At 67.8% G+C, this 16,943-nt stretch carries 16 protein-coding genes and 1 pseudogene; 15 read left to right on the top strand and 2 right to left on the bottom strand.

Annotated elements, in window-relative coordinates; genetic code table 11:
* Nucleotides 1-7 precede the first annotated feature (7 nt).
* From lpxD to M2165_RS22385, 12 genes and pseudogenes are all read left to right on the top strand, one after another.
* A complete protein-coding gene (gene lpxD, locus M2165_RS22440; RefSeq protein ID WP_280816787.1) occupies nt 8-985 on the top strand; it encodes a UDP-3-O-(3-hydroxymyristoyl)glucosamine N-acyltransferase in 978 nt (325 codons plus the stop codon).
* A gap of 23 nt (nt 986-1,008) precedes the next feature.
* Nucleotides 1,009-1,458, top strand: a complete 450-nt coding sequence (gene fabZ / locus M2165_RS22435) for a 3-hydroxyacyl-ACP dehydratase FabZ (RefSeq protein ID WP_280816786.1) — start codon at nt 1,009-1,011, stop codon at nt 1,456-1,458.
* 13 nt (nt 1,459-1,471) lie between these two features.
* Complete coding sequence (gene lpxA, locus M2165_RS22430) at nt 1,472-2,260, top strand: acyl-ACP--UDP-N-acetylglucosamine O-acyltransferase (protein WP_280816785.1); 789 nt, start codon at nt 1,472-1,474, stop codon at nt 2,258-2,260.
* An 8-nt stretch (nt 2,261-2,268) separates the two neighbouring features.
* Nucleotides 2,269-3,417 carry a lipid-A-disaccharide synthase gene (gene lpxB / locus M2165_RS22425; RefSeq protein WP_280816784.1) on the top strand — a complete coding sequence of 383 codons (1,149 nt, stop codon included), beginning with the start codon at nt 2,269-2,271 and terminating at the stop codon, nt 3,415-3,417.
* Complete coding sequence (gene rnhB, locus M2165_RS22420; protein WP_280816783.1) at nt 3,389-4,114, top strand: ribonuclease HII; 726 nt, start codon at nt 3,389-3,391, stop codon at nt 4,112-4,114. Before lpxB ends, rnhB begins: the two co-directional genes overlap by 29 nt.
* Nucleotides 4,115-4,126: 12 nt before the next feature.
* Nucleotides 4,127-4,909, top strand: coding sequence for an RNA methyltransferase (locus M2165_RS22415; protein WP_280816782.1), 783 nt, complete (start codon nt 4,127-4,129; stop codon nt 4,907-4,909).
* A gap of 141 nt (nt 4,910-5,050) precedes the next feature.
* Nucleotides 5,051-6,236 (top strand): annotated as a pseudogene (gene carA / locus M2165_RS22410) (glutamine-hydrolyzing carbamoyl-phosphate synthase small subunit).
* On the top strand, nt 6,229-6,786 hold the full coding sequence (locus M2165_RS22405; protein WP_280816781.1) for an ORF6N domain-containing protein: 558 nt from the start codon (nt 6,229-6,231) through the stop codon (nt 6,784-6,786). Before carA ends, M2165_RS22405 begins: the two are co-directional and overlap by 8 nt.
* A gap of 3 nt (nt 6,787-6,789) precedes the next feature.
* Complete coding sequence (gene carB, locus M2165_RS22400; RefSeq protein ID WP_280816780.1) at nt 6,790-10,038, top strand: carbamoyl-phosphate synthase large subunit; 3,249 nt, start codon at nt 6,790-6,792, stop codon at nt 10,036-10,038.
* Between the two features lie 8 nt (nt 10,039-10,046).
* Entirely contained in the window at nt 10,047-10,916 is an 870-nt protein-coding gene (locus tag M2165_RS22395) for a Kdo hydroxylase family protein (RefSeq protein ID WP_280816779.1), read from the top strand.
* Nucleotides 10,917-10,980: 64 nt separating this feature from the next.
* Nucleotides 10,981-11,457, top strand: coding sequence for a transcription elongation factor GreA (gene greA, locus M2165_RS22390; protein ID WP_280816778.1), 477 nt, complete (start codon nt 10,981-10,983; stop codon nt 11,455-11,457).
* A gap of 8 nt (nt 11,458-11,465) precedes the next feature.
* Nucleotides 11,466-11,888 (top strand): DUF4149 domain-containing protein, encoded by a 423-nt coding sequence (locus M2165_RS22385; RefSeq protein WP_280816777.1) that lies wholly within the window; start codon nt 11,466-11,468, stop codon nt 11,886-11,888.
* A gap of 40 nt (nt 11,889-11,928) precedes the next feature.
* Here M2165_RS22385 and M2165_RS22380 read toward each other — a convergent pair whose 3' ends face one another.
* Together M2165_RS22380 and M2165_RS22375 are read right to left on the bottom strand one after the other, a co-directional pair.
* Nucleotides 11,929-12,648 carry a glycosyltransferase gene (locus M2165_RS22380; protein WP_280817601.1) on the bottom strand — a complete coding sequence of 240 codons (720 nt, stop codon included), beginning with the start codon at nt 12,646-12,648 and terminating at the stop codon, nt 11,929-11,931.
* A 41-nt stretch (nt 12,649-12,689) separates the two neighbouring features.
* On the bottom strand, nt 12,690-13,169 hold the full coding sequence (locus M2165_RS22375) for a YhbY family RNA-binding protein (protein ID WP_280816776.1): 480 nt from the start codon (nt 13,167-13,169) through the stop codon (nt 12,690-12,692).
* Between the two features lie 34 nt (nt 13,170-13,203).
* Here M2165_RS22375 and M2165_RS22370 point away from each other — a divergent pair, with 34 nt between their 5' ends.
* From M2165_RS22370 to folP, 3 genes are all read left to right on the top strand, one after another.
* A complete protein-coding gene (locus tag M2165_RS22370; protein WP_280816775.1) occupies nt 13,204-13,872 on the top strand; it encodes an RlmE family RNA methyltransferase in 669 nt (222 codons plus the stop codon).
* Nucleotides 13,873-14,060: 188 nt separating this feature from the next.
* Nucleotides 14,061-15,983, top strand: a complete 1,923-nt coding sequence (ftsH, locus tag M2165_RS22365) for an ATP-dependent zinc metalloprotease FtsH (protein WP_280816774.1) — start codon at nt 14,061-14,063, stop codon at nt 15,981-15,983.
* Nucleotides 15,984-16,067: 84 nt separating this feature from the next.
* Nucleotides 16,068-16,937 (top strand): dihydropteroate synthase, encoded by an 870-nt coding sequence (folP, locus tag M2165_RS22360; protein ID WP_280816773.1) that lies wholly within the window; start codon nt 16,068-16,070, stop codon nt 16,935-16,937.
* Nucleotides 16,938-16,943 lie beyond the last annotated feature (6 nt).

Below are 16,943 nucleotides of genomic sequence, written 5' to 3'. Positions count from 1 at the left end.
AGACGGCGTGTCGTTGCAGCTCGGAGCCATCGTCAGCGCCCTGGGGGGTGAACTCCACGGCGACCCGGCGCTGTCGATCGAGCGGCTCGCGCCGCTGCAGAACGCCGAGCCCGATGCGCTCAGCTTCCTGAGCCATCCCAAGTACCAGCAGGAACTCGCGGCCTCCCGGGCCGGCTGCGTGATCGTCGGCCCCGCCATGCGCGAGGCCGCGGCCGCACGCGGCGCCTTCATCCTCACGCCCGACCCCTACCTCTATTTCGCCCGCCTCACGCAGCTGTGGAAGGCGCACCATGCGCGGCCCGAGGCCGATCGCATCCATCCCTCGGCCGTGGTCCATCCCGAAGCAACCGTCGATCCGACGGCACGCATCGGCGCCTTGTGCGTGGTGGAGCGGGGCGCACGCATCGGCGCGGGCACGGTGCTCAAGTCGCGCGTCACGGTCAGCGAGGACTGCGTGATCGGCGAACGCTGCCTGCTGCATCCCGGCGTGGTGATCGGCGCCGACGGCTTCGGCCTTGCGCCGCATGCGGGTGCCTGGGTCAAGATCGAGCAGCTCGGCGCGGTGCGCATCGGCGATGACGTCGAGATCGGTGCCAACACCTGCATCGACCGCGGCGCGCTCGACGACACGGTGATCGAGGACGGCGTCAAGCTCGACAACCTGATCCAGATCGGCCACAACGTGCGCGTGGGCAAGCACACGGCCATGGCGGGCTGCGTCGGCGTGGCGGGCAGCGCGACCATCGGCGCGCACTGCACCTTCGGCGGCGGCGCGATCGTGCTGGGCCATCTCACGGTGGCGGACGGCGTTCACGTGTCGGCCGCGACGGTGGTCACCCGCTCGATCCACAAGGCCGGCCAGTACACCGGCATGTTCCCCATCGACGACAATGCGAGCTGGGAAAAGAATGCTGCAACGCTGAAGCAGTTGCACGGCCTGCGCGAACGACTCAAGGCGCTGGAGAAGGCTCCCGAGAAAAAGTGAAGACGATGCAGGAACAGACAATCATGACGACGACGCTCGATATCCATCAGATCCTCAAGCTGCTGCCCCACCGCTATCCGTTCCTGCTGGTGGACCGCGTGCTGGACATGGAGAAGGGCAAGCGCATCACGGCGCTCAAGAACGTGACGATGAACGAGCCGTTCTTCAACGGCCATTTCCCGCACCGTCCGGTGATGCCGGGCGTGCTGATGCTGGAAGCGATGGCGCAGGCCGCGGCGCTGCTGTCGTTCCGTTCGCTCGACATCGTGCCGGACGACAACACGGTCTACTACTTCGCCGCCATCGACGGCGCGCGCTTCAAGCGCCCCGTGGAGCCCGGCGACCAGCTCACGCTCGAGGTCGAGATCGAGCGCATGAAGGCCGGCATCTCCAAGTTCAAGGGCCGTGCGCTCGTGGGCAGCGAGCTGGCCTGCGAGGCCTCGCTGATGTGCGCGATGCGCCAGATCAACTGATGTCGACCGGCGCATGACGCAGGTTCATCCGACGGCCATCGTCGACCCCAGGGCCGAACTCGACCCGACGGTCGCGGTCGGTCCCTACGCCGTGATCGGTCCGCACGTGCGGGTGGGTGCCGGCACGACCATCGGCGCGCACTGCGTGATCGAGGGCCACACCACGATCGGGCGCGACAACCGGATCTTCCAGTTCTCCTCGCTCGGCGCGATCCCGCAGGACAAGAAGTACGCCGGCGAGCCGACGCAGCTCACGATCGGCGACCGCAACACGGTGCGCGAGTTCTGCACCTTCAACCTCGGCACCGTGCAGGACGTGGGCGTCACGCGCATCGGCGACGACAACTGGATCATGGCCTACGTGCACATCGCGCACGACTGCCAGGTCGGCAACCAGGTCACGATGGCCAACAACGCCACGCTCGCCGGCCACGTCGAGATCGGCGACTGGGCCACCATCGGCGGACTGACCGGCATCCTGCAGCGCATGCGCATCGGCGCCCATGCCATGGTCGGTTTCCAGAGCAACGTCGACAAGGACGTGCCGCCCTACATGGTGGTCGACGGCAGCCCGCTCGCGGTGCGCGGCGTCAATCTCGTCGGCCTGCGCCGGCGCGAGTTCTCCGCCGAGCGCATCGGCGCGATCCGCGACATGCACAAGCTCCTGTACCGCCAGGGCAAGACGCTCGAGGAGGCGCGCGCCGGCATCGCCGCGCTGGCCGCACAGGTGCCCGATGCCGCGGCCGACGTGGCGCTGATGGACGGCTTTCTCGCCACTTCGACGCGCGGCATCGCGCGCTGATTCCGGTCATGACATCCAACGCGCAGCGTCGCTTCGCGCTGGTCGCCGGCGAAGCCTCCGGCGACCTGCTCGCCGGCCTGCTGCTCGATGGCCTGCAGGCGCGCTGGCCCGCATTGCAGACCATGGGCATCGGCGGTCCCCGGATGCTTGCGCACGGCTTCCAGAGCTGGTGGCCGCAAGAGAAGCTCGCGGTCCGGGGCTACATCGAGGTGCTGCGCCATTACGCCGAGATCGCCGGCATCCGCCGCCAGCTCAAGGCGCGGCTGCTGCGCGAATGGCCCGAGCTCTTCATCGGCGTCGACGCGCCCGATTTCAACCTCGACCTCGAGGCCGGCCTGCGCAGCCGCGGCATGAAGACGGTGCATTTCGTCTGCCCCTCGATCTGGGCCTGGCGCGCCGACCGCATCGAAAAGATCCGTGCCGCGGCGGACCATGTGCTGTGCATCTTTCCATTCGAGCCCGCGCTGCTCGAGGCGCAGGGCGTGCAGGGCAGCTACGTCGGCCATCCGCTCGCCAACGTGATCCCGATGACGCCCGACCGCGCCGCGGCCCGCGCGGCCCTGGGCCTGGCGCCGGATGCGCAGGTCGTGGCGCTGCTGCCCGGCAGCCGGCGCTCCGAAGTGCGCTATCTGGCCGCGCGATTCTTCGCGGCCGCTGCGCTGATGCTGAAGGCAAAGCCGGCGCTGCAGTTCGTGGCGCCCATCCTGCCGGGGCTGCGCGTGGAGGTCGAGGCGCTGCTGCAGGCCAGCGGCGCGGCCGGCCGCGTGACGCTGCTCGACGGCCAGTCGCATGCGGCGCTGGCCGCCTGCGATGCCACGCTGATCGCGAGCGGCACCGCCACGCTGGAGGCCGCGCTGTTCAAGCGGCCGATGGTCATCGCCTACAACATGAATTCGCTCACCTGGCGGCTGATGCAGCGCAAGCAACTCCAGCCCTGGGTCGGCCTGCCGAACATCCTTTCCAACGAGTTCGTGGTGCCCGAGCTGCTGCAGGAGGCCGCGACGCCCGAGGCACTGGCCCGCGCCACGCTCGACTGGCTCGACGCGCCCGAGAAGACCGAGGCGCTGCAACAAAGATTTTCAGCGCTGCACGTGCAACTGCAGCGCGATACGCCGACACTTTGCGCCGATGCGATCCAGAAAGTTCTTGAAGGCTGAGCAGGCGCCGCTCGCCTGGGATGCGCCCGGCCTCGTGGCCGGCGTCGACGAGGCCGGTCGCGGGCCGCTGGCCGGCCCGGTGGTGGCCGCGGCCGTGATCCTCGACGACCAGCGCCCGATCCGCGGCCTGGCCGACTCCAAGACGCTGACGGCGCTGCAGCGCGAGCGGCTGCACGACCAGATCCTCGCGAAGGCACTCTGCTGCTCGGTCGCCCAGGCCAGCGTCGAGGAGATCGACACGCACAACATCCTGCAGGCCACGATGCTCGCGATGCGCCGCGCGGTCGAGGGGCTGCGCCTCAAGCCCGCCAAGGTGCTGGTCGACGGCAACCGGCTGCCCACGCTCGACGTGCTGGCCGAAGCCATCGTCAAGGGCGATGCGCGGATCAAGGCGATCTCCGCCGCTTCGATCCTCGCCAAGGTCCATCGGGACCGCCTGTGCGAGCAGCTGCACGTGGAATTCCCGCACTACGGCTTCGCCGGCCACAAGGGCTACGGCACGCCGGAGCACCTCGAGGCGCTGCAGCGCCATGGCGCCTGCGTCCACCACCGCCGGTCGTTCAGCCCGGTGGCCGCGGCGCTGGCCCGCACGGGGACGATCCCCGTGCTGCCGGCGGACGCCGCGCTGCTGCCGGATGCGGCGCAGATCGCCGCCGCCGCGGAAAGCGTCCGCCTCGACCTGCGCACCGCGCCCTGAGGCTTCGCACGCATGACCGAACCCGCCGGCCCGAGCCGCATCAGCTCGCGAGACAACCCGCTGCTCAAGGATCTGCGCAAGCTCGCCCAGGACCCGGGCGCCTACCGCAAGCTCGGCCGTGTCTGGCTCGAAGGCGACCACCTCTGCCGGGCGGCCTTGTCGCGCGGCGTCCGGCCCGCGATCGCGGTTTTTGCCGCGTCGTTCTGGCCCAGCGCGCCGGCCGAATGGCACCTCGGTGCTACCAAAACAGTAGTGGTCGACGACGACCTGCTGCGCGGCGCGAGCGGGCTCGAATCGCCCGCGCCGATGGGCTTCGTGCTCGACCTGCCGCCGCCGGCGGCCTTGCAGCCCGATGCGCCCAGCGTGGTGCTCGACCGCCTGCAGGACGCCGGCAATGCCGGTTCGATCCTGCGCAGCGCGGCCGCCTTCGGTTTCGCTCAGGTGATCGCGCTCAAGGGTACGGCAGCGCTCTGGGCGCCGAAGGTGCTGCGCGCCGGCATGGGCGCGCACTTCGGCCTGCGCCTGATCGAAGGCGTGGCGCCGGAAGCGCTCGACGCGCTGACGGTTCCGCTCGTGGCCACCAGCTCCCACCATGGCGAATGGCTTCACAAGGCGCGCCTGCCGCATCCCTGCGCATGGCTGATGGGGCACGAGGGGCAGGGCGTCTCGCCCGCGCTCGAGGCGCGCGCGGCCCTGCACATCCGCATCGCCCAGCCCGGCGGCGAGGAATCGCTGAACGTGGCCGCCGCCGCCGCGATCTGCCTGCACGCGAGCAGTGCCCTTCAAGCCGGGTAGGGGCGCAGTCCGGGCTACAATCGGGGGCTTACTCGCAAATCAGCGTCGCCCGGCCGCCTTCAACGCCATCTTCCCCTTAAGCAGCAGTCCGCAGGCAACGCGCCTGGGGCTCCGGGCGACCGTAACCATCCGGAGAACCCAGTGCTTTTGTCTCTCAAGGGAAGTTTCCCGCCCCGCCATCCTGGCGCTCGCAGACGGCACGGTCTTTCTAGGCAATTCGATCGGGGCCGCCGGCTCCACGACCGGTGAAGTGGTGTTCAACACCGCCATGACCGGCTACCAGGAAATCCTCACCGACCCGAGTTACTGCCAGCAGATCGTGACGCTCACGTATCCGCACATCGGCAACTACGGCGTCAACGGGGAAGACATCGAAGCCGACAAGATCCATGCCGCCGGCCTGATCATCAAGGACCTGCCCCTCGTCGCCTCCAACTTCCGCAAGACCGCGACGCTGACGGAGTACCTGGTCGAGGGCAAGACCGTCGCGATCGCCAACATCGACACCCGCAAGCTCACGCGCCACCTGCGCACCCACGGCGCCCAGAACGGCTGCATCCTCGGCCTGGCCGCGGGCGAGGCGGTCACGCAGGCGCTGATCGACAAGGCGATCGCCCAGGCCAAGGCCGCGCCGAGCATGGCCGGCCTCGACCTCGCCAAGGTGGTGTCGGTCACGCAGACCTACGAATGGACCGAGACCGAGTGGAAGCTCGCGAACGCGAACGGCAAGCCGGGCTACGGCGTGCAGATCACGCCGCGCTTCCACGTGGTGGCCTTCGACTACGGCGTCAAGAAGAACATCCTGCGCATGATCGCCCAGCGCGGCGCGCGCATCACCGTGGTGCCCGCGCAGACGCCCGCAGCCGACGTGCTCAAGCTCAAACCCGACGGCATCTTCCTCGCCAACGGTCCCGGCGACCCGGAGCCCTGCGACTATGCGATCGCGGCCACGCGCGAGCTCATCGAGACCGGCATCCCGACCTTCGGCATCTGCCTGGGCCACCAGATCATGGCCCTGGCCTCGGGTGCGAAAACCTTCAAGATGAAGTTCGGCCACCACGGCGCGAACCATCCGGTCAAGGACCTCGACAACGGCCGCGTGAGCATCACGAGCCAGAACCACGGCTTCGCGGTGGACGAGAAATCGCTGCCGTCGAATCTGCGCGCCACCCACGTCAGCCTGTTCGACAACACGCTGCAGGGCTTGGCACGTACGGACAAGCCGGCGTTCTGCTTCCAGGGCCATCCGGAAGCCTCGCCCGGCCCGCACGACATCGGCTACCTGTTCGACCGCTTCACCGAGCTGATGGAGCAGGCACGTGGCTGATGCACCCGCGGTGCTCGACGTCTCGGTGCTCGCGGCATTGCGCGAGGCCGAGAACAAGATCTACGTGCTGCGTGGCCTGAAGGTCATGCTCGCGCAGGATCTGGCCGATCTCTACGGCGTCGAGACCCGGGTGCTCCTGCAGGCCATGCGCCGCAACCTCGACCGCTTTCCGGCGGATTTTGCTTTTTCCCTTGAAAATCAAGACCTTGCGAGTTTGAGATCACAGATCGTGATCTCAAAAACCGAGAAGCCCGGCTCCGGTGGCGCCCGCTACCGCAGCGTGGCCTTCACCGAGCAGGGGGTCGCGATGCTCTCGAGCGTGCTGCGCAGCGAACGCGCGGTGGCGGTCAACATCGAGATCATGCGCACCTTCGTGAAGCTGCGCAGCATGCTGTCGGAGCATGCCGACCTCAAGCGCAAGCTGACCGCGCTGGAACAGAAGTACGACCAGAACTTTCGCGATGTCTTCACCGCGATCCACCAACTGATGGATGAGCCGAAGCCGGGCGCCTACAGCGGCCGCGGCATCGGTTTCACCAAGGACGATTAAAAGATGCCCAAGCGCTCAGACCTCCAATCCATTCTCATCATCGGCGCCGGCCCGATCATCATCGGCCAGGCCTGCGAGTTCGACTACTCCGGCGTGCAGGCCTGCAAGGCGCTGCGCGAGGAGGGCTACAAGGTCATCCTGATCAACAGCAACCCCGCAACGATCATGACCGACCCGGCCACGGCCGACGTGACCTACATCGAGCCGATCACCTGGCAGACGGTCGAGAAGATCATCGCCAAGGAGCGTCCCGACGCGATCCTGCCGACCATGGGCGGCCAGACCGCGCTCAACTGCGCGCTCGACCTCTGGCGCAACGGCGTGCTCGACAAGTACACCGGTGCGGCCACCAACAAGTCGGTCGAACTGATCGGCGCGACGCCCGAGGCCATCGACAAGGCCGAGGACCGCCTGAAGTTCAAGGACGCGATGACCAAGATCGGCCTGGGCTCGGCGCGCTCGGGCATCGCGCACTCGATGGACGAGGCCTGGGCGGTGCAGAAGAACGTCGGCTTCCCGACGGTGATCCGCCCCAGCTTCACGCTCGGCGGCACGGGCGGCGGCATCGCCTACAACCCCGAGGAATTCGAGACCATCTGCAAGCGCGGCCTCGAAGCCTCGCCGACCAACGAGCTGCTGATCGAGGAATCGCTGCTCGGCTGGAAGGAGTACGAGATGGAGGTCGTGCGCGACAAGGCCGACAACTGCATCATCGTCTGCTCGATCGAGAACCTCGACCCGATGGGCGTGCACACCGGCGACTCGATCACCGTGGCGCCCGCGCAGACGCTGTCCGACAAGGAATACCAGATCCTGCGCAATGCCTCGCTCGCCGTGCTGCGCGAGATCGGCGTGGACACCGGCGGCTCGAACGTGCAGTTCTCGATCAACCCGAAGGACGGCCGCATGGTCGTGATCGAGATGAACCCGCGCGTGTCGCGTTCCTCGGCGCTGGCCTCCAAGGCCACCGGCTTTCCGATCGCCAAGGTCGCGGCCAAGCTGGCCGTGGGCTACACGCTCGACGAACTGCGCAACGAGATCACCGGCGGCGCCACGCCGGCTTCGTTCGAGCCCTCGATCGACTACGTGGTCACCAAGATCCCGCGCTTCGCATTCGAGAAGTTCCCGCAGGCCGATTCGCGCCTCACCACGCAGATGAAGTCGGTGGGCGAGGTGATGGCCATGGGCCGCACCTTCCAGGAATCGTTCCAGAAGGCGCTGCGCGGCCTCGAAGTGGGCGTGGACGGCCTGAACGAAAAGACGCAGGACCGCGAAGTGCTCGAGAAGGAGCTCGGCGAGCCCGGCCCCGAGCGCATCTGGTACGTGGGCGACGCCTTCGCCATGGGCCTGAGCGTGGATGAAGTGTTCGCGCTGACCAAGATCGACCCGTGGTTCCTGGTGCAGATCGAGGAGATCGTGAAGATCGAACTCGAGCTCGAGACCAAGTCGCTCGAGGACATCGACCGCGACACGCTGCTCGCACTCAAGAAGAAGGGCTTCTCCGACCGCCGCCTCGCGAAGCAGCTCAAGACCACCGACACCGCGATCCGCGAGAAGCGCCGCGCCCTCGGCGTGCGCCCGGTCTACAAGCGCGTGGACACCTGCGCGGCCGAGTTCGCGACCAACACGGCCTACATGTACTCCACCTACGAGGAAGAGTGCGAGGCCGAGCCGACTACAAGCAAGAAGATCATGGTGCTCGGCGGCGGTCCCAACCGCATCGGCCAGGGCATCGAGTTCGACTACTGCTGCGTGCATGCCGCGCTCGCGATGCGCGAGGACGGCTACGAGACCATCATGGTCAACTGCAATCCGGAGACCGTGTCGACCGACTACGACACCTCGGACCGCCTCTACTTCGAGCCGCTCACGCTGGAAGACGTGCTCGAGATCGTCGACAAGGAAAAGCCCACCGGCGTGATCGTGCAGTACGGCGGCCAGACGCCGCTGAAGCTCGCGCTCGACCTGGAGGCCAACGGCGTGCCGATCATCGGCACCTCGCCCGACATGATCGACGCGGCCGAGGACCGCGAGCGCTTCCAGAAGCTGCTGCACGAACTCAAGCTGCTGCAGCCGCCGAACGCCACCGCACGCACCGAGGCCGAGGCGCTCGAGAAGGCCGCGGCGCTCGGCTATCCGCTCGTGGTGCGCCCGAGCTACGTGCTCGGCGGCCGCGCGATGGAGATCGTGCACGAGCAGCGCGACCTCGAGCGCTACATGCGCGAGGCCGTCAAGGTCAGCAACGATTCGCCGGTGCTGCTCGACCGCTTCCTCAACGACGCGGTCGAGTGCGACGTCGACTGCCTGCGCGATGCCGAGGGCCAGACCCTGATCGGCGGCGTGATGGAGCACATCGAGCAGGCCGGCGTGCACTCGGGCGACTCCGCCTGCTCGCTGCCGCCCTACAGCCTCTCGGCCGAGACCGTGGCCGAACTCAAGCGCCAGAGCGCGGCGATGGCGGCGGCGCTCAACGTGGTCGGCCTGATGAACGTGCAGTTCGCGATCCAGCAGAAGGACGGCAAGGACACGATCTACGTGCTCGAAGTCAATCCGCGCGCATCGCGCACCGTGCCCTACGTGAGCAAGGCCACCGGCATCCAGCTCGCCAAGGTCGCGGCGCGCTGCATGGCCGGCCAGTCGCTCGCGTCGCAGGGCGTCACGAAGGAAGTGACGCCGCCGTACTTCAGCGTCAAGGAAGCGGTGTTCCCGTTCGTCAAGTTCCCGGGCGTCGACACCATCCTCGGCCCCGAGATGAAGTCGACCGGCGAAGTGATGGGCGTCGGCCGCACCTTCGGCGAAGCCTTCGTCAAGTCGCAGCTCGGCGCCGGCACGCACCTGCCGAAGTCGGGCAAGGTCTTCATCTCGGTGAAGAACAACGACAAGGCGCGCGCGGTCGAGGTCGCGCGCGGGCTCGCCAAGCTCGGTTTCGAGCTGATCGCCACCAAGGGCACGGCCGCGGCCATCGCCGCCGCGGGCATCGCCTGCGAGACGGTCAACAAGGTCACTGAAGGCCGTCCGCACATCGTCGACATGATCAAGAACAACGAGATCGCGCTGGTGATCAACACGGTCGAGGAACGCCGCAACGCGATCGCCGACTCGCGCCAGATCCGCACCTCGGCGCTGCTCGCGCGCGTGACCACCTTCACCACGATCTTCGGCGCCGAAGCGGCGGTCGAGGGCATGGGCTTCATGGACGAACTCGGCGTGATTTCGGTGCAGGAGATGCACGCGCAGCTCGCCGCGGCCTGAGCCTCGCCATGGAAACGCAGCTCGTCGAACTGGACCTCGCGGACTGGGCCGCGGCCACGCCCAACGAGGCGTGGATCGCGGAACTCGAGGCCGGCAAGGTGCTGTACTTCCCGCGGCTCGGCTTCGAGCTGCTGCCCGAGGAGCGCCGGCTGCTGACGCCGAGCCTGCTCGCCGAGGGCGTGCGCAACATCAGCCTGGACGCCGAGGGCCGGCTCAAGGGCGCGGCCGGCGACGAGGCGGTGCAGCGCGCGACCGCGGCGATGGTGGGGCGCTTCCGCGCCCAGGCGACGCAGCTCATCCATGGCCTGCTGCCGCACTACACGCCCGCGCTGCGCCTCGCGCCCACGAGCTACCGGCCGGCACAGGTCGAGACGCGCGTGCAGTCCTGGCGCGCCGACGACCGGCGGCTGCACGTCGACGCCTTTCCGTCCCGGCCGAACTACGGCGAGCGCATCCTGCGCGTGTTCACCAACGTCAATCCCGACGGCGCGCCGCGCGTATGGCGCGTGGGCGAGCCGTTCGAAGACATCGCCCGGCGCTTCGTGCCGCGTGCCAAGCCCTATGTCCGCTGGCAGGCGAAGCTGCTGCAGGCGCTGCACGTGACCAAGTCCTTCCGCAGCGAGTACGACCACCTGATGCTGCAGCTGCACGACGGCATGAAATCGGACCTGGCCTACCAGGAGAACTCGCCGCAGGAAACCGCGAAGTTCCCGCCCGGCTCGGTGTGGGTGTGCTTCTCCGACCAGACCTCGCACGCCGTGATGGCGGGCCAGTACATGCTCGAGCAGACCCTTCATCTGCCCGCCTCAAAGCAATACAATCCCGATTCGAGCCCGCTCGCCATCCTGAGCCGGCTGACCGGACGCACACTCGTCTGATCATTTCCCCCATCGACCGCCGAACGGCAGCGTTCGGCGGTTTCGCTTTATGGAGACTACATACATGGCGACCATCCCCATCACCAAGCGCGGCGCGGAGAAGCTGCGCGACGAGCTGCGCAGGCTCAAGACGCAGGACCGGCCGGCCATCATCAGCGCCATCGCCGAGGCGCGCGCCCAGGGCGACATCAGCGAGAACGCCGAGTACGAGGCCGCCAAGGACCGCCAGGGCTTCATCGAGGGCCGCATCCTCGAGATCGAGGGCAAGCTCTCGGCCGCGCAGGTCATCGACCCCGCCGAGCTCGACGCCGGCGGCAAGGTGGTGTTCGGCTCCACCGTCGAACTCGAGGAAGAAGAGAGCGGCGATGCGGTGCAGTACCAGATCGTCGGCGAGGACGAGGCCGACCTGAAGCAGGGGCTGATCAACGTCTCGAGCCCGATCGCGCGCGCGCTGATCGGCAAGGAGGAGGGCGACACCGCCGAGGTGCAGACGCCCGGCGGTCTCAAGCGCTACGAGATCGTGGCGGTCCGCTACCTCTGAACGGGCGGATGAAGGCGCGTCTCGCCCTGCTGCTGGCCGCCTTCTGGTGGGGCAGCCTCACCACGATCGGGTTTCTCGTGGTGCCGATGCTGTTCGCGAAGCTCGGCAACCCGGCCGTGGCGGGCAATTTCGCGGCCCGGCTGTTCGAGGCGCAGAGCTGGATCGCGATCGGCTGCGGCCTGCTGCTGCTGGCTCATTTCAGGTCCAGGATGGACGACGAAGGCACGACCGGCGTCTTCATGCCCGCGATCTTCCTGATTCTCGCGGCCCTGCTGCTGGCACTGCTCCAGCAATACGCCGTGGCTCCGCGCATCGTGGCGCGCGACAACCTCAAGCTCTGGCATGCCGTGGGAAGCGGCATGTACCTGGCGCAATGGTTGTGCGCGGGTGCGCTGCTGTGGCGCATGAGCGCCCGCTCCCCGTCGGCTTGAGCGGACCTGGCGGCGCGCTCGCTGCTGCGCCGCCCGCCTGTCATTCCTTCCAGAACTTCGCGACCCAGTTCGCCGGCCGGATGTACCGGAAGGCGCGGTTGCGCCGGCCGGCCAGCGCGTCGGGCGGATTGCATTCGCCATGGAACACCATGACGCGGGCGCCTTCGGGCACGAACGGCTCTTCCCAGTAGTTGGAGGGCCAGGTCGGAATGCCGTGGTACTTGAAGCTCGGGCACCATGCCGCGGGCCAGTAGGCCAGCTTGCCCTGCTTGTGCATCATGGCCGACAGGTAGGTCTGCTCGTTGCGGTACTCGGCCTGCACCTCGTCCATGTGTTCGCGGAAATGCGCCAGCACGTCGGCGTGGGCGCCGAGCTCGAAGCGGTAGACCGACGAGTTGCCGGTGATCCGCTGGCGCCGCCAGGGGCGGGCGTAGTCGTGGATGATCAGGAACTCGCCGGGCTGCTCGAAGAAGGCGTCCAGGCCGCCCACCACGACCACGTCGAGGTCGAGGAAGAGGGCGGTGCCGCGCAGGCCGTGCAGATCCTTTTCGAAGGTCGTGAGCTTCTTCCAGGCGCCGTCGCGCTGGCCGGGGGCCAGGTGCAGGTTGAGCGGCGGGATCGGCAGGCAGAGGACTTCGGGCCGGATGCCGGCGCCGTCGTCCGTCAGGCACACGAACTTGAACTCGCCGCCGAGGTTGCGGCGAACCATCGCATAGAGCCGGTTGACGTACTCGGGGCCGTACTTGGTGCCCCACTTCATGCAGAGAATATGGCGCTCGGCGCCTTGTGCCGACACCGGGCTCAGTCCGACTGGTTGCGCTTCTTGGCCGACAGCGGACGCTTCGCCTTGGCGCGCTTGATGTTGCCGCCCGGGGTGAGCCGCTGGTTGCCGAGGACCCGCAGGGTCTTGATCTCGGGGCGCTGGCCGCCGCGCTTGCTGTACTTGACGATCTTCACGTCGCGCGGTCCGGGCATGCGGTCTTCGTCGAGCACGCGCTCCTTCTCGGGCTTGGGACGCCACAGCACCAGCAGCTTGCCGATGTGCTGGATGGGGGCGGCGTCGAGTTCCTCGGCGAGCTCGCGCAGCATCGCGTCGCGCGCGAGGCGGTCGTCGGAGAACACGCGGATCTTGATCAGGCCGTGGGCCTTGAGGGCCGCATCGGCCTCCTTCTTCACGGCAGGGGTGAGCCCGTCTCCACCGACCATGACGATCGGATCCAGGTGATGAGCTTCGGCGCGGTGCACCTTGCGCTCGGCAGGGGTAAGTTGAATGGCGGGCATCCCCGTATTATCGACGCGTCCACGAACACTCCCCATGAGCACCAAAGCCAAAAGCAAGAAAGTCAACAAGGCGTGGCTGCACGACCATGTCAACGACCCCTACGTGAAGCTCGCCACGAAGGAGGGCTACCGTGCGCGCGCCGCCTACAAGCTCAAGGAGATCGATGAATCGCTCGGGCTGGTCAAGCCCGGCCAGCTGGTGGTCGACCTGGGCTCCTCGCCAGGGGCCTGGAGCCAGTACCTGCGCCGCCGCATGTCGCCCGAAGGCGCCGCGGCGGGCGAACTCAACGGCACCATCATCTCGCTCGACCTCCTGCCGATGGAGCCGATCGAGGGCGTGACCTTCCTGCAGGGCGATTTCCGCGAGGCCGAGCTGCTGGCGCAGCTGGAAGGCGTGTTGGCGGGCCGCAAGGCCGACCTGGTGGTCTCGGACATGGCGCCCAACCTCTCCGGCATCCATTCGGCCGATGCCGCGCGCGTGGCGCACCTGATCGAACTCGCGATCGACTTCGCCCAGCACCACCTGCGGCCCGAAGGCGCGCTGGTCGCCAAGCTGTTCCACGGCAGCGGCTACGACGAACTGGTGAAGCTCTTCCGCGCCAATTTCCGCACCGTGAAGCCGTTCAAACCCAAGGCCTCGCGTGACAAATCGGCAGAAACCTTTCTGGTCGGCATGGGTCTGAAGGGGCGGGAAACGCTTTGATACCTTGACGCGATGCGCTCCATTGCGTCGGAATTCGGGCAATTCGCCGCGTCAACCCTGGTGCGGCTATGGCTGCTTTAGGGAAAAGCCGCTTTTTCGCAGCTTGAAAAGCCTAAAATGGGGCGCAATTGCGTACCCGTGGCGCGTCCTTTCACAATCTTGTCACGCGCTTTTGACTGGAGCTTCGTTTGAACAATCAGTGGTTTTCCAAAGTTGCCGTCTGGCTCGTCATTGCCATGGTGTTGTTCACTGTGTTCAAGCAGTTCGACACCCGCGGCGGCGTCGGCTCGGGGACGGTGAGCTATTCGGAGTTCCTGGACCAGGTCCGGAACAACCAGATCAAGAGCGCCGTCATCCCTGAGGGCGCCGGCGGCGGCGAGATCATCGCCGTCACCAACGACGACCGCAAGATCCGCACCACCGCCACCGTGCTCGACCGCGGCCTCGTGGGCGACCTGATCGACCACAACGTCAAGTTCGACGTCAAGCCGCGCGAAGAAGGCTCGCTGCTCATGACGCTGCTCGTGAGCTGGGGCCCGATGCTGCTGCTGATCGGCGTCTGGATCTACTTCATGCGCCAGATGCAGGGCGGCGGCAAGGGCGGGGCGTTCAGCTTCGGCAAGAGCAAGGCCCGCATGATGGACGAGAACAACAACACGGTCACCTTCGCCGACGTCGCAGGCTGCGACGAGGCCAAGGAAGAAGTCCGCGAGGTGGTCGACTTCCTGAAGGATCCGCAGCGCTTCCAGAAGCTCGGCGGCCGCATTCCGCGCGGCCTGCTGCTGGTCGGCCCCCCGGGCACCGGCAAGACCCTGCTGGCCAAGTCGATCGCCGGCGAGGCCAAGGTGCCGTTCTTCTCGATCTCGGGTTCCGACTTCGTCGAGATGTTCGTCGGCGTGGGCGCGGCCCGCGTGCGCGACATGTTCGAGAACGCCAAGAAGAACGCGCCCTGCATCATCTTCATCGACGAAATCGACGCGGTCGGCCGTCAGCGCGGTGCCGGCCTCGGCGGTGGCAACGACGAGCGCGAGCAGACCTTGAACCAGATGCTGGTCGAGATGGACGGCTTCGAGACCAACCTCGGCGTGATCGTGGTCGCGGCCACCAACCGCCCCGACATCCTCGACGCGGCCCTGCTGCGCCCGGGGCGCTTCGACCGCCAGGTCTACGTCACGCTGCCCGACATCCGCGGCCGCGAGCAGATCCTCGGCGTTCACATGCGCAAGGTGCCGCTGGGCCAGGACGTGAACCCGAGCGTCATCGCGCGCGGCACGCCCGGCATGTCGGGCGCCGACCTGGCCAACCTCTGCAACGAGGCCGCCCTCATGGCCGCACGCCGCAATGCGCGCGTGGTCGAGATGCAGGACTTCGAGAAGGCCAAGGACAAGATCTTCATGGGCCCCGAGCGCAAGAGCATGGTCATGCCCGAGGAGGAGCGCCGCAACACGGCCTACCACGAGTCCGGCCATGCGCTCATCGGCAAGCTGCTGCCCAAGTGCGACCCGGTGCACAAGGTCACGATCATCCCGCGCGGCCGCGCCCTCGGCGTGACCATGAGCCTGCCGGCGCAGGACCGCTACAGCTACGACCGCGAATACATGCTGAACCAGATCAGCATGCTGTTCGGCGGCCGCATCGCGGAAGAAGTGTTCATGCACCAGATGACCACCGGCGCCAGCAACGACTTCGAGCGCGCGACCTCGATCGCCCGCGCCCGCGACATGGTCACGCGCTACGGCATGTCCGATGCGCTGGGCCCGATGGTCTATGCCGAGAACGAAGGCGAGGTGTTCCTGGGCCGCTCGGTCACCAAGACCACCAACATGAGCGAGCAGACCATGGAAAAGGTCGACTCCGAAGTGCGCCGCATCATCGACGAGCAGTACGCCCTGGCGCGCCGCCTGATCGAGGAGAACAGCGACAAGATGCACGCGATGGCGAAGGCGCTGCTCGAATGGGAAACCATCGACACCGAGCAGCTCGACGACATCATGGCCGGCCGCGCACCGCGTCCGCCCAAGGACTGGACGCCGCGCATTCCGCCTTCGGGCAGCGGCGGCAGCGGCGGGACGCCCGCGGTCAATCCGGACCCCGCGCCCAGTGCCGCCTGAGGTGCAGCCGGACATCGACAGCAACGGGGCCCTGGGCCCCGTTTTCGATGACGACGCAGCAGCAGCAGCAGAAGAAGGCGCCGCATGACGATGGCTCCCGCGGTCTGGCAGACCGCCCGCTTCCCGATCGATCTCGCGCAGCCGCGCGTGATGGGCATCGTCAACGTCACCCCCGATTCCTTCTCCGACGGCGGCGCGCATGCCTCGACCGAAGCCGCGCTGCGGCATTGCGAGCAGTTGCTGAAGGAGGGCGCCGACATCCTCGACATCGGCGGCGAGTCGACGCGCCCCGGGAGTCCGCCCGTCCCCCTCGAGACCGAACTCGCCCGCGTGCTGCCGGTGGTGCGCGAAGCCGTCCGGCTCGGCGTGCCGCTCTCCGTCGACACCTACAAGCCCGAGGTCATGCGCGCGGTGCTCGACCTGGGCGCGGACATCGTGAACGACGTCTGGGCGCTGCGGCAGCCCGGCGCGCGCGAGGCCGTCGCCGCCCATCCTTCGTGCGGCATCTGCCTGATGCACATGCACCGCGACCCGCAGACGATGCAGGCCGTGCCGATGCAGGGCGACCCCGTCCCCGAAGTGCTCTCGTTCTGGGCGGCGCAGGTGTCGCCGCTGCTGGCGCTCGGCATCGCGCCCGCGCGGATCGCGCTCGACCCGGGCATCGGCTTCGGCAAGACGGTGGCGCAGAATTTCTCGCTGCTCGCGCGGCAGCGCGAACTGCAGGCGGCGGGGTATCCGCTGCTGCTCGGCTGGTCGCGCAAATCGTCGATCGGCGCGGTCACCGGCATTCCGGTGGCGGCCGAGCGGCTGGTGCCCAGCGTGGCGGCCGCGGTGCTCGCGGTCGACCGCGGCGCGGCGGTGGTGCGCGTGCACGACGTGCGCGACACCGTCGCGGCGCTTGCCGTGTGGCGCGCCATGCAGGCTGAACAGGAATCGCCATCGCTTCGCTGCTGAAGCGCC

The sequence above is a fragment of the Variovorax sp. TBS-050B genome (assembly GCF_029893635.1).
GTDB lineage: Bacteria > Pseudomonadota > Gammaproteobacteria > Burkholderiales > Burkholderiaceae_C > Variovorax.
This window is presented reverse-complemented; position numbering and strand designations above follow the sequence as displayed.